The sequence below is a fragment of the Paenibacillus tepidiphilus genome (assembly GCF_008635795.1).
GTDB classification, from domain to species: Bacteria; Bacillota; Bacilli; order Paenibacillales; family Paenibacillaceae; genus Paenibacillus_AQ; species Paenibacillus_AQ tepidiphilus.
This window is the reverse complement of sequence record NZ_VWRQ01000002.1, coordinates 121,672-134,873: the sequence shown is the minus strand read 5'-3', so window position 1 is coordinate 134,873 and position 13,202 is coordinate 121,672. Positions and strand designations below refer to the sequence as shown.

Annotated in this window: 10 protein-coding genes; all 10 read left to right on the top strand. The window is 53.9% G+C overall.

What is annotated here, in order from left to right:
- The first annotated feature begins 215 nt into the window (after nucleotides 1–215).
- Nucleotides 216–1,187 carry a family 43 glycosylhydrolase gene (locus F1379_RS30195; RefSeq protein WP_239004530.1) on the top strand — a complete coding sequence of 324 codons (972 nt, stop codon included), beginning with the start codon at nucleotides 216–218 and terminating at the stop codon, nucleotides 1,185–1,187.
- Between the two features lie 49 nt (nucleotides 1,188–1,236).
- Nucleotides 1,237–1,428: a hypothetical protein gene (locus F1379_RS30190; RefSeq protein ID WP_239004529.1), complete on the top strand. Its 192-nt coding sequence runs from the start codon at nucleotides 1,237–1,239 to the stop codon at nucleotides 1,426–1,428.
- The gene (locus tag F1379_RS30185) at nucleotides 1,425–1,733 is read left to right on the top strand and encodes a hypothetical protein (RefSeq protein ID WP_239004528.1); all 309 of its coding nucleotides are present in this window, start codon (nucleotides 1,425–1,427) and stop codon (nucleotides 1,731–1,733) included. The genes F1379_RS30190 and F1379_RS30185 overlap by 4 nt, the downstream gene beginning before the upstream one ends.
- Before the next feature lie 366 nt (nucleotides 1,734–2,099).
- Nucleotides 2,100–2,966, top strand: a complete 867-nt coding sequence (locus F1379_RS02750; protein ID WP_239004543.1) for an ABC transporter permease — start codon at nucleotides 2,100–2,102, stop codon at nucleotides 2,964–2,966.
- Between the two features lie 33 nt (nucleotides 2,967–2,999).
- A complete protein-coding gene (locus F1379_RS02745) occupies nucleotides 3,000–3,896 on the top strand; it encodes a carbohydrate ABC transporter permease (RefSeq protein WP_150266087.1) in 897 nt (298 codons plus the stop codon).
- A 62-nt stretch (nucleotides 3,897–3,958) separates the two neighbouring features.
- Nucleotides 3,959–5,575 carry an extracellular solute-binding protein gene (locus tag F1379_RS02740; RefSeq protein WP_150266085.1) on the top strand — a complete coding sequence of 539 codons (1,617 nt, stop codon included), beginning with the start codon at nucleotides 3,959–3,961 and terminating at the stop codon, nucleotides 5,573–5,575.
- Between the two features lie 618 nt (nucleotides 5,576–6,193).
- Entirely contained in the window at nucleotides 6,194–8,569 is a 2,376-nt protein-coding gene (gene galA, locus F1379_RS02735) for a beta-galactosidase GalA (RefSeq protein ID WP_239004527.1), read from the top strand.
- 88 nt (nucleotides 8,570–8,657) lie between these two features.
- Nucleotides 8,658–10,397 (top strand): sensor histidine kinase, encoded by a 1,740-nt coding sequence (locus F1379_RS02730; RefSeq protein ID WP_150266083.1) that lies wholly within the window; start codon nucleotides 8,658–8,660, stop codon nucleotides 10,395–10,397.
- 45 nt (nucleotides 10,398–10,442) lie between these two features.
- Nucleotides 10,443–12,002, top strand: a complete 1,560-nt coding sequence (locus F1379_RS02725) for a response regulator (RefSeq protein ID WP_150266081.1) — start codon at nucleotides 10,443–10,445, stop codon at nucleotides 12,000–12,002.
- 252 nt (nucleotides 12,003–12,254) lie between these two features.
- Nucleotides 12,255–13,181, top strand: coding sequence for an ABC transporter permease (locus F1379_RS02720; RefSeq protein ID WP_150266079.1), 927 nt, complete (start codon nucleotides 12,255–12,257; stop codon nucleotides 13,179–13,181).
- The last annotated feature ends 21 nt before the right edge of the window (nucleotides 13,182–13,202 follow it).

The following is a 13,202-nucleotide window of genomic DNA, read 5'->3' as shown; positions in this document are numbered from 1 at the left end:
ATTCAATGGAGTGGACTAATATAGCATTCTTTGCCCTCCAAACACCCCCAAACCTTAACTTATATAAGGAAATCGCAGATTTACCATCTATTATGCAATCCCGCCACTCGATATAATCTGATCGCGGTTCAATACAGCTGCAGGGAGGGGCGATGCGGGCCGGACTGTAATCTCCGGCGATGGTCTGATTCCATGTTGAGGAGAGGGTGCGAAAGATGAGGAGAAGCAAATGGTTCACTGCGCTTTATTATGTGCTGATTATGATGATTACGGCGGCTGTTTACGGGCCGGCTCCGGCCCAAGCTGCAAGCGGTACCATTACCAACGATGTGTTCTGGAAGGATACCTCCGGCAATCCGATTTATTCCCAGGGCGGCAACATACTCAAGGTCGGCAATACGTACTATTGGTACGGCGTCAAATACAATGGGGCCGTTACGTATTACAATAACCCCAGCTCGAAGAACAGTGATACAAGCTTTGCAGCGGTTACCTGCTATTCTTCGACCGACCTGGTGAACTGGACGTTTCAGGGGAATGTCATCACAGCCGGAGCAGAAGGGACAACCTGGGACCCCGATTGGCTGGGCCGCCTCGGTGTTGTCTATAACACCAATACGAAAACCTACGTCTTGGTGACGCAATATATCGGCCCTGCAGGCAGCGGAGTGGCCTTCGCCACCAGCAGCACGCCGACGGGCACCTTCGCCTTCCACCACGTTCAGACTTCAATAGCGAACGTAGTCAATAATATGTCGGGGGATCAGTCTACGTTTGTTGACGATAACGGCAAAGCTTACCTGATCTTCAGCAATACAAGCGGAAGAAACCGGACCTATGTATCGGACCTGCGCGCTTCGGACTATCTGAATATCGAGCCCGCAACCGAGGTGTACCGCAGTACTATAGGCGGGCGCGAAGGCAATGCCATGTTCAAATACAACGGCAGATATTATATCGCATCCTCCGACTTGCACGGCTGGAATGCCTCACATGCCTATGTGATTTCGTCTACGAATATTAAAGGGCCGTACTCGGCAGAATCCATTATGGCCGGTTCGGAGAAAGACTACTCTCATGTCTCGCCAGACCGGATTCTTCGTTCCTGTACAGGGGAGTGCGGGAACGACGATTCTGTTCGCCGGGGACCGCTGGAGCGATTTTGCCGGCAATGGCTTAGGGTATAACCAGTGGACGCCGCTGTCGTTCAATGGGACGGAGCCGGTATTTAACTCCTTGAGCAAGTTCAACCTGGACGCGGCTGCCGGTACGTGGAGCGTTGCCGCCGGGAACAACTATGTCATGAATCCCAGCTATGAAGCGGACCGGATCACCCTCAGCACACTCACCGGCTGGTCCAACTGGAAGAACGTTCCGTTGATCCCAATTCCAACATCTCACCCGGACGCACAGGCCGGTATGCCATGACACAGTATAGTGACACCGCTTACAGCGCCAGCATGTATCAGAATGTGACCGGGCTGCCCAATGGAACGTATACGCTGAAGGCATGGGTCAAGAGCGGCGGGGGACAGTCCGTTGCCCAGCTCTTCGTCAAGAATTACGGAGGCACCGAGAAGAATGCGGCCATCAACTATTCAATGAGCAACTGGACGGAGATTACGATCCCTAATATTGCGGTGACGAACGGATCGGCACAAATTGGCGTATACAGCGTAGCCAACGCGGGGAACTGGCTGCGTGTAGACGACTGGTCATTGACACGCAACTAAACAGTAAGGCTAAGCGGCAGACGGGAGATGACCCGGCTGCCGTTTTTTATATAGGTTACGGGTTCCCCGCAAAGTACCTGAACCACATTCAATGCAGAGGCCCCGCTTTGCAGGGGATTCAATAATAACTCATTCACGAGCTTAAGTTATCGAAGGTTATCGTAGGTTTGACGCGTACTGCCGTCCGGTGCGCTCTTTTACAATAACGGTGGAGAGAGACAAACAGAAACTAGTTGGAAGGTGATGAATGTGAATATGAACGCCCAGCCCAGAGCCGGGGCCAGAAGAGGATCGGCGGGAAGGAGGAGAAGCGGGATCAAGACCGGCTGGCTGCCGGATTTACGGGCCCACTGGGTGCTGTATCTGATGTTTGCTCCCATTGCGATTTATTTTGTGATCTTTGCCTATATTCCGATGGCCGGCATCGTGATGGCTTTTCAGTCTTACACGGTAAAAGGCGGAATCTTCGGCAGCGAGTGGGTGGGCTTCGATAATTTCAGTTACTTTTTTCAATCAGGCAAAGCCTGGCTGGTCACCCGCAACACCATTATCTACAATGCCGCTTTCCTGACCTGCTATACGTTGTTCTCGATACTGGCCGCTGTCGTCATCTCGGAAATCCGGCTGAAATGGTTCAAGAAGCTGTCCCAGACCCTGATGTTCCTGCCGTACTTTATTTCGTGGGTAACTGTATCGGCGTTTGTCTACAACTTCTTGAACTATGAATATGGCATTGTGAACCGGCTGCTGGCCTTTTTCAATGTGGAAGCGCTTGATATTTACTCGACGACCTGGTACTGGTATCTCCTGCTGCCGTTCCTCTACGTGTGGAAATGGGTGGGCTACGGCAGTGTGCTGTATCTGGCGGCCATCGTCGGCATTGATCAGGAAATATACGAAGCAGCTACCATCGACGGGGCATCGAAATTTCAGAAAATCACAAAAATCACCCTGCCGCTGCTGAAGCCGACCATGATTATTCTGCTGCTGCTCGGACTGGGGCGGATCATGCGCGGCGAGTTCGATATGTTCTACCAATTGATCGGCAACAACGGGCTGCTGATGGATGCGACGGATATTATAGATACGCTGGCGTTCCGCTCGCTGATGGGCACGGCCGATTTCGGAATGGCTTCCTCGGTCGGATTCTACCAATCCGTGCTGACGCTGATCATTATCCTGGGTGCCAACTGGCTGGTGCGCAGATACGACAAGGACCAGGCTTTATTCTAACCCCACACTCTATAAAATAAGCAGGTGATTCATATGAGCAGCAAAGCTGCCGAACAAAAACTGGACTCAGCCCCGCTATACACGGCCATTGCCTATACGTTAGTCGCTGTCATCGCGTTAATCTGTGTGTTACCGTTCATCGTGCTTGTATCCGGGGCCTTCTCTTCGGAGAGCGCCATTCTGAAGGAAGGGTACTGGTTCTGGCCGCGGGACTTCTCGTTTGATGCCTTCGCGTACATTTTCCGCTACCCGGAGGATTTGCTGAACGGCTATAAAGTCTCCATTATTGTCACTGTAATCGGGACTACACTGTCGCTGTTTATTTCGATGATGGCCGCGTATGTCCTCTCCCGCAAGGATCTGAAGCACCGAAACGCGTTAGCCTTCTTTCTGTTCTTTACGACGCTGTTTAACGGCGGACTCGCACCCTATTACATCTGGCTCAGCCGCAATCTGCAGCTGACGGACACCTATGCCGTGCTGATCCTGGCCCCGATGTTCAATGTAATGTACATCCTGATTCTCCGCAGCTTTATCCGTGAATCGGTACCGGAGCCGCTGATTGAATCGGCCAAGATTGACGGGGCAGGCGACTTCCGGATCTTTATGAAAATGGTGCTGCCGCTGACGAAGCCTGCGCTGGCCTCCATCGGCGTCTTCACGGCGCTGGCCTACTGGAATGACTGGTGGACCGCCATGATGTTTACGAATAAGGATGATCTGATTCCGCTGCAGTACCTCCTGTACAAGATGCTGTCCTCTATCAATCTGTCGGCGGCCATGTCCCAGCATGTGACCAATCTGGATATGCCGAAGGAGACGTTCAAGCTGGCGATGACCGTCATCGCCACCGGTCCGATTGTGCTCATCTTCCCGTTCGTTCAGAAATACTTCGTCAGCGGCATTACGATTGGCGCCGTCAAGGGCTGATATAGGCTCCGGCTTCTCCGGAGTTTATATAGATGCTTATCCAGATTAAAGGAGGCAGTACTATGAAGGGGTTAACAAGAAGGGGTCTTTCCTTATTAAGCGGGGTATTGTTATTATCCATGGCGCTTACAGCCTGCGGGGGAAACAATAATTCCGGCAGTGAAGCGACGAATGCACCCGGCGGGGCAGCCACCAATACACCCGCTGCGGCGGAAGAGAGCGGCAAGCCCGATCATTCCAAGGAGGTCAAGCTGGTCGGCTATTTGCTCGGTGAAGCGCCCAAGGGCATGCCGGAGGTCATGGCGGCCGTCAACGAGAAGCTGAAGCAGGACATCAATGCCACGCTGGAAATCAACTACATCGGCTGGGGGGATGTGGCTTCCAAATATCCGCTGATTCTGGCTTCCGGCCAGGATGTCGATTTTGTCTTTGCAGCGGACTGGAACTTTTATGTGTCGGAATCGAATAAGGGGTCGTTCCTGGAGTTAACCGAGGACATGATTAAGACGAATATGCCCAAATACTATGCTAACCAGGACCCGGCCGCTTACCAGGCGGCACAGGTCAACGGCAAACAGTATATGATTCCGACGACCACGCCTGACCGCAAGGTAAATGTCATTGTACTCCGCAAGGATATTATGGATGAGGCCGGACTGGTTAATCCCACGAAAATATCCGAGCTTGAGCCGTACCTGGCTGCGGTCAAGCAGAATCATCCCGATATGATCCCGCTGAACCTGGATTCCCAGTATGACCTGCCGACTCCGTTCGGAGCCCTTGTCAGCGAGAAATTTGCTTATGCGGGTGCGCCTATGGACTCCGGCGATCCGTTGGCCGTCGGTATGTTCACCGACAACGAAGATCCTGCAGGTAAGGTGCTGAGCATCACCGACGATCCTGTACAAAGCGCATTTAAATATGCGGCAGAAACGATGAAGAAATGGTACGATGCCGGATATGTAAACAAGAATCCGTACTCTAACAAGGTCCGGTCCAAGGATAATTTCGTTGAGGGCAAAGCAGGCATTGCCTTCGGCAATACCATCGACATTCAAGCCGCCTTGGCCGCATGCACCGACAAAGGCATTGAAACCTATGTTATGCCGGTGCTCTCCCCGACCGGACATGCTCCGACCAGCAGCTGGCTGAACAACGGTGTAGCCATCGCTGCGAACTCGCCGAATCCGGAGCGGGCGCTAGAGGCGCTCGACCTGATTATGCAGGATGAAGCCTATGTATATTTGACTTACTACGGTATCGAGGGCAAGCACTATGCGGTGACGGCTGACGGCAAGCTGACCCTGCCTGAAGGCGTTACTCCCGAGACGAATACGTATCCGGCCGATGCCGCCGGGTTCTGGTTCGTCAATAAGGATTATTTCAAGCCCGACATCTCCTGGACCGACTCCTACATCGAGCTGAACAACTCGATTAAAGATTTGCTGGCTCCGGTCACCTATCTGGGCTTCTCCTTTAATTCGGAAAAGGTGAAATCGGAAATCGCCAACCTGAAGAATGTCTCGTCCCAGTACTATCTGCCGATCACCATCGGAGCCGTCAAGGATGTCGGCAAAGCCTTCGATACGCTGAATGACAAGCTGCAATCCGCTGGTATCGACAAGGTGAGAGCGGAGGTTGAGGCGCAGACCAGCGCATTTCTGGCGGGGAAGAAATAAAAACGTAAAGGGTATGAAGAAATCCGGGACGGAATGTGCCGGATTCTTGGTGTATGGAATTGTGAAACTGCGGGGCAACTGGCTTTGCCGTTTTCACAGATTTCAAGGTTGTTGCCCCATTGTGCTGCCGCGAGGGTAAACGGGCAAAATGTGTATGAAAAACCGACCACAATGTGCTGTCACGAGGGTAAACGGGCAAAATGTGTATGAAAAACCGACCACAATGTGCTGTCTCGAGGGCAAATAGGCAAAATGTGTATGAAAAACCGACCACAATGCGCTGCCGCGAGGGTCAACAGGCAAAATGTGTATGAAAAACCGACCACAATTCACTAGACATAACCTTACACGAAAGCAGGAATAGTTTTACGTCTAACGATAAAGAAGGACAGTTTCTCTAGAGTGTTCCTAGCTGCAATGAAGTGGCGATTCTTCGACTACGGTGCGGATAGGGGATGTCTATCGCTAAGTCCAGGCATTTGCACGACTGATCCAGAATAATTACGAAAATCCGATGTAGTTCATTTTGTCCTATTAATTATTCTCATTGTACTAACTGTGAAATGCCAATCTGCTCTACAATATGATTACTAGTTCAACAAGGGGGCAGCTGCAGACGTGAGAAGCGGGACGGTAAGAATTAAGCGCAGATTTGATGAGGATTGGAGCTTTTATCAGGGGGAGCTGCGGATTCCCTATGCAGTGAAGGCCGGAATGACCGGCGGTATTACCGATGCCGGCGTGCTCCGGGACGGGGAATGGCTGGATATCGCGTATCATGACCGGGGGATGGGCGAGCAGAAGCTGGAATGGACTCCCGTCAGCCTGCCGCATGACTGGTGTGTGGAGCAGCAGTATGTTCAGGATGAACTACTCGGCGCCAGAGACGGCAGCCACGGATATTTGCCGGGCGGCATCGGCTTCTACCGCAGAACCTTTGCGCTTCCGGCAGAGGCTGCGGGGAGCAAATGGCTTATCCGCTTCGACGGGGTATCCGGCACCTCCACGGTATGGGTCAACGGGCATCTGATCGGCTCGCATCATGGAGGCTATATCGGGTTCAGCTACGATCTGTCGGATGTGCTCCGCTACGGGGATGAGGGCGTTAATGTCATTCTCGTCAAGGTCGATGCCACGGAATGCGAAGGCTGGTGGTATGAGGGCTGCGGGATCTACCGGCATGTGTGGCTGGAGAATACGGACCTGCTGCATGTGGCTGAGCACGGCACCTATGTAACGACGCCGGAAGTGACCAGGGAACAGGCGACGGTCAGCATCCGCACCCGCATCCAGAACGGGTATACGGAGGACCTTCCGTTAACGCTCCGGACGGTGATATATGATGGCTCCGGCGTGCAGATCAGTGCCGGTTCGGTGGATGCCCGGGCACAGTGGCATGCCGAGACGGAGCTGGAGCAGAGCTTCCGGGTGGAGCAGCCCAAGCTCTGGAGCCCGGACTCGCCTTATCTGTATAAGGCGGAATCGGCGGTGATCTGTGATGGGAAGGAGCTGGACCGCTATGAGACGGTATTCGGCATTCGCAGCATCCGCTTCGATGCCGAGGAAGGGTTCTTCCTGAACGATGAGCCTCTGCTGATCAAAGGGACGTGCAACCACCAGGACTTCGCCGGGGTCGGCGTGGCGCTGCCGGACAGCCTGATTGAATACAAGCTGCGGCTGCTGAAGGAGATGGGCTCGAACGCCTACCGCAGTGCGCATCATCCGCCTACCCCGGAGCTGCTCGATATTTGCGACCGGATCGGGATGCTGGTGATGGACGAGAACCGCAAGCTGGACAGCAGTCCGAACGGGCTTAGCCAGCTGGAGCGGATGCTCTACCGGGACCGCAACCATCCCTGTGTGATCATCTGGAGCATGGAGAATGAGGAAGTGCTGGAAGGCACGGTGACGGGTGCCCGCATCCTCAAGACGCTTGCGGATACGACGCGCCGGATCGATCCGACCCGTCCGACCTGCGCAGCCCTGAACCATGGCTGGTACGAGAACGGCTACAACGACTCGGTAGATATTACGGGGTACAATTACGGGCACCGGGATCATCTTGACCTCCGCGATCATGCCCGGCACCCGGAGCGGCTGATGATCGGCAGCGAATGCGCCAGTTATACGGCCACCCGGGGCATCTATGAAGATGATCCGGTGAAAGGGTACTGCTCCGAATACGGCACGAATATCCCATCCTGGGGCTGCACGCCCCAGCAGGCGTGGAGCGATCTCGTGAACAACCGCTTCCTGACCGGTGTCTTCATGTGGACCGGGTTCGATTACCGGGGAGAGCCGACGCCGTATCTGTGGCCATGCATCAACTCGCACTTCGGGCTAATGGATACCTGCGGCTTCCCGAAGGACAGCTATTATTATATGAAGGCGGTATGGCAGGAGGAGCCGGTGGTCCATGTGCTGCCGCACTGGAACTGGCCCGGCTCGGAGGGTATGCCGATTGAGGTACGCGTATTCGCCAATACCGATATCGTAGAGCTGAGTCTTAACGGGAGAAGTCTGGGAGAACGGCAGGTGGAGAAGACCGGGTATTTGTCGTGGGAGGTCATCTATGAGCCGGGAGAGTTAAAAGCCGTCGGCAGACGCGGCAGCCTTACGGTTGCCGAGAAGACTGTGGTTACTGCCGGTCAGCCTTACCGGATTGCCTTATTCCCTGACCGGCAGGAAGGATGGGCGGACGGCTCGGATACGATTCCTGTGCGCGTAGCCATTCTGGATGAGCAGGGTGTTGTTGTCCCTACGGCAGACAACGAGATTCACTTTGAGGTGGCGGGAGCAGGGACACTGCTCGGCGTCGGCAACGGAAATCCAAGCAGCCATGAAGCGGACAAGTCTACGCTGCGGCGTGCTTTTAACGGCTGGTGCCTGGCTCTGATTCAGACCTCATCCGCTGCGGGCCCGGTGCAATTGAAGGCTGTATCGGCAGGGCTTTTGGCGGCGGAAACCGTCATTCAGGCCACCCTGAAGAATTAGTTAATTTCTTCTTGGGCTTTTTATTTCGGGCCGGCGGAACGATAATAGTATAGACTTGATAATCTACACAAGAGGATGTTTCGCCGAGATGATGCCCAAATTGAAGAAGTACATGCCTTTCACGTACAAAATGATGATCCCCTACCTGCTGCTGGTGCTCCTGACCGACGTGGTCATCGGTTATATCTCGATTACCATGCTGACGAACTCCAGAACAGAGATGGCGGAGTCCAATATCCGCACCGGGATGGAGCAGGCCCGAAGCAATATCCGCTATCAGATGGACGAAATCCAGCGGATGTCGGATAATCTGTTCGGCAGCCCGCAGTTTCAGCGGGCGCTGGAGCAGAAGGGGACGCCGTTCGAGATTTATCTGGCGATGATTGATGATATTGTTCCGCAAATTACGGCGCCGCTGCAGCTGTTCGGCAACGATATCCGGTTCATGCTCTACACGCCGAACAGCGACCTGACGATTATATCCGGCGATAACCTGAATGAACCGATCTATGACAGCGATTATTATATTCTGCCCCTGCAGGAGATAACGAACAGCGGGTGGTACCAGTCGCTTGAAGGGAACCGGCAGGATAATATCTGGCTGCAGGTGGATACAGACCGGAAGCTCGACAATCTCTCCCATGTCCGCAAACTGGTCAACTTCAGCGACAACAAGACGCTGATCGGCTTTGTCCGGATAACGGTATCCCTGGAGGATCTGTTCGGCGGCTTTGATACATTCCCTGTAGAGGAAGGGATCACCCTGAGGCTGGTAGAGAAGACGGAGGCGTCCATCCTGTTCCAGCGCGGGCCGGCCGATTCCGATGCTGAGCGCGACCAGTTTCTCACCCTGTATGAGCCGATCCCGGCCAGTGACTTCGTCATTGAAGCGATGGTTCCGCAGGAATATCTGACCCGCGATGCTGTCCGGCTGCGCAATGTAATTATTGTAGCCTGCACGATCGGCTTCCTGGTCATGACCCTGATCGGCTTCGTCGTCGCGCGTATTTCCGGGCGCAAGATGAACCGGATCGTCGGGCTAATCCGTTCCTTCCAGGAAGGGAATTTGCAGAAGCGGATTCACTTCTCCGGAAATGACGAGTTTGTGCAGATTGCCGATTCGTTCAATGACATGGCGACCAATATTCAGGAGCTGATCAACAGGGTTTACGTGCAGGAGATCCAGAAGAAGCAGGCGGAGCTGGAGGCCCTGCAGGCACAGATCAACCCGCATTTTCTCTATAATACGCTCTCTACCATCAGCAGTCTGGCCAACCTCGGGGAGATCAGCAAGGTCACAGAGATGGTGGAAGGATTATCGCAATTCTACCGGCTGACGCTGAACCAGGGCAATGTGTACATTGAGCTGGAGAAGGAGCTGGAGCAGGTGGGGACCTACCTGGACATCCAGCGTGTCAAATATGCGGGGGCCTTCACCCTGTATGTCGATGTGGATGAGGATATCCGGCATATGCAGGTGATTAAGCTGGTGCTGCAGCCTTTTGTGGAGAATATCTTCAAGCATGCCTGGTTCGACGAATCCATCGGAATCCGGCTGACCGGCCGCAGAATCGGCGACGCGATTGAGCTCAAGATTATTGACAACGGCATCGGCATGCGACCGGAGGATGTCGAGCGGATGCTGCAGGGTCCGTCACCTACCGGGGGCTTTGGGGTTAAGAACGTGCACGAACGGATCAGACTGAGATACGGGGAGCCGTACGGCGTGACCATTGCCAGCATCTACGGGGCGGGCACCACGGTTCGTCTGCTGCTTCCCGCCGGTCTTAAGGAGAGCCAGGAGACAGACGAGCAGTTCCTCTTATAGATTACCGGGCAGCAGCTTTTTACAGGCACAGGAGGAAGTGATGGAATGAGCATCAATATCATGCTGGTTGACGATGAGGCTGTGGATTTAGAGTGGCTGCGGCGCAGAGTGCTGGCCAGCGAGCTGGATATAGAAGTCGTGGGGACAGCCAATAACGGGTTCAACGCCCTGAAGATTATGGAAAAAGAGCATGTGGACGTCATCCTGTCCGACATCCGCATGCCCATTATGACCGGCACGGAATTCGCGCGCCGGGCCAAAGAGATTGATCCGAAGACGAAGATTGTCTTCATCAGCGGCCACGAGGACTTCAGCTATGCCAAGGAAGCCATCGAGATCAACGCTTCCGGCTATTTGCTGAAGCCCGTCAAAGCCAAGGACCTGTACGATATGCTGAAGTCCTTGTGCCTCTCCATCGAACAGGAGCGGGAGCAGAGCCGCTCCTTCAACGAAGCGCTGTCGCTGATCCATAAGGAGCTGATCCTGCGCTGGTTCGAGGAGCTGGAACCGGAGCCTGCCGAGCCGCATTTGCACAATGCCCTGCTTCCGCTGCTGCTCAAGGGAACGGCCGCAGCGATTGTAGAGATTGATGATCTGGAATGGAAGCTCAGGGATTTGTCCGAGGAGGAGGCCCGCGCGAAGACGCGGCAAATGGCCGGATGGATGAAATCCATGGTGGAGGAGGCCCAGATCGGGACCCTGATTGCGGCCCCGCTGCACCGATTCGTCATTCTGGGCAGCCTCCCGGAGGACAGCTTCCTGAACCTGCTGGGAGAGCTGGTCCGCAAGGCGGCAGAATCCTCGCTGTTCACTGTGACCGTAGGCGTGGGCCGCTACGCCCAGACCGAAGCGGGCCTGCATGAATCGTATCAGCAGGCACTGGCCGCACTCAGCGCGAAATGGCTGCTCGGCAAGAACCGCCTGATCCGCGATAATCTGGAGCCGGTGCCGCGCGGGACGCCAGGCGCCCATATGGAGCAGACGGTAGACCAGCTGCTGGAGGCCATTATCCAATACGATCTGGTGGCCATCGACGACCGGCTGCTGGAGCTGTTCATGCATGCCGGCAAGAAGGATGTCTATGAGCTGATCATCCGGATCACCTCCAAGCTGCATGCCGATCTGCAGCAGCAGAACGAGAATCTGTACGAGCTGCTGCAGTGGGAATCCCATCAGCCGGAGATCCTGTTCCAGTTCGAGACCATTCATGACATTCTGTCCTGGATGAGACGCCGGTTCTTTGAACTGTCGGAGCTGCTGTATGTCAAGCGGCAGCGGCAGAAGCGCAGGCTGATCGATGAAGTGACCAAATATGTGGAGGAGAACCTGGAGCAGAAGATTACGCTGAAGGAAGTAGCCGCCCACTTCAGCTTCACCCCCAATTATCTGGGCTTCCTGTTCAAGGAAGATTACGGCCTGCCCTTCAATGACTTCGTGAAGGAGCGCAAGATCAGCCGGGTGCTGGAGCTTCTGAAGGATCCGACCCTCATGGTCTATGAGATTGCCGAACGCATGGGCTACAAGAACCTGATCTATTTCAACCGGCAATTCAAGCAATTGACCGGAATGACACCGGGTGAGTACCGCAAAAAGCATAAAGTATAGCGAGCAGAACGTTGCCCGGGCCGAAGAGAGCGGCCCGGGCAACGTTTGTTTAACCAGTAAGCATTTATGAGTTTCCGGGGTCCCCGCAAAGTACCTGAGTCAGCTTCCATGTAAAGGCCTCACTTTGTGGGGCTATTTTTATTGTATCGTTGGAAAAGTATTAGGATTTGTTGGCTAGCTCAATCCACAAGGCCTTGCTGCCTCTTTATACTAATTACATAGAGAGATTGAGGACAGGAAAGGGGATTCGAGATGAAGCAGAATAAATACGGGTTCTGGTATAAGGTCAAGAAACATAGAACCTTGCTTCTGATGCTGACGCCGGCGGTGCTGTTTTTTCTGATCTTTGCCTATGTACCGATGGCGGGGATTGTGCTGGCATTCAAACAATACAACTATAGCGGCGGTGTTTTTCACAGTCCGTGGAACGGGCTGGACAACTTTAAATTCTTCTTTGATTCCGGAGATGCCTGGCGCGTAACGCGCAACACGGCGCTGTACAATATTGCTTTTATAATTGTGAATAATGTACTGCAAATATTTGCCGGTATCCTGCTCTTCGAAGTTGCGGGAAAATGGTTCCGGAAGATTACACAAACCGTACTGTTCCTGCCATACTTTATTTCCTGGGTTGTGGTCGGGGCTATTGCCTACAACCTGTTCAACTTCGATGTCGGCACACTGAATGTGCTGCTGAAGGGACTCGGCATGCAGCCGGTGGACATCTACAATACTGCCTCCTACTGGCCGTTTATTCTCGTCATTGTGTCTGCATGGAAGGCGCTGGGCTACGGAACGATTATGTACCTTGCGGCCATCACCAGCATTGATACCGAAATGTATGAAGCGGCCCAAATTGACGGTGCGAACATCTTCCAGCGCATTATGAAGATTACGATTCCGAACCTGATTCCTACCGTAATCATTCTGGTCCTGCTGGCCATCGGCAATATCTTCCGCGGCGACTTCGGGATGTTCTACAACATGGTCGGCAACAACGGCCTGCTGTTCTCGTCCACCGATGTTATCGACACATTCGTATTCCGCTCGCTGACCACTTCCAATGAAATCGGAATGTCTGCTGCGGCCGGCTTCTATCAGTCCCTGCTGGGCTTTGCGACGATCATGCTCGCGAACTATGCCGTACGCAAATACGATAAAGACCGCGCCCTGTTCTAGAAAAAGGAGGTAGCTCAAGTG

What these genes read in the sequence shown, in the direction of transcription:
- F1379_RS02725 (WP_150266081.1), top strand. Translation starts at nt 10,443, where the DNA reads ATGAGCATCAATATCATGCTGGTTGACGATGAGGCTGTGGATTTAGAG.
- F1379_RS02750 (WP_239004543.1), top strand. Translation starts at nt 2,100, where the DNA reads ATGTTTGCTCCCATTGCGATTTATTTTGTGATCTTTGCCTATATTCCG.
- F1379_RS02730 (WP_150266083.1), top strand. Translation starts at nt 8,658, where the DNA reads ATGATGCCCAAATTGAAGAAGTACATGCCTTTCACGTACAAAATGATG.
- F1379_RS30195 (WP_239004530.1), top strand. Translation starts at nt 216, where the DNA reads ATGAGGAGAAGCAAATGGTTCACTGCGCTTTATTATGTGCTGATTATG.
- F1379_RS02740 (WP_150266085.1), top strand. Translation starts at nt 3,959, where the DNA reads ATGAAGGGGTTAACAAGAAGGGGTCTTTCCTTATTAAGCGGGGTATTG.
- F1379_RS30185 (WP_239004528.1), top strand. Translation starts at nt 1,425, where the DNA reads ATGACACAGTATAGTGACACCGCTTACAGCGCCAGCATGTATCAGAAT.
- F1379_RS02720 (WP_150266079.1), top strand. Translation starts at nt 12,255, where the DNA reads ATGAAGCAGAATAAATACGGGTTCTGGTATAAGGTCAAGAAACATAGA.
- F1379_RS02745 (WP_150266087.1), top strand. Translation starts at nt 3,000, where the DNA reads ATGAGCAGCAAAGCTGCCGAACAAAAACTGGACTCAGCCCCGCTATAC.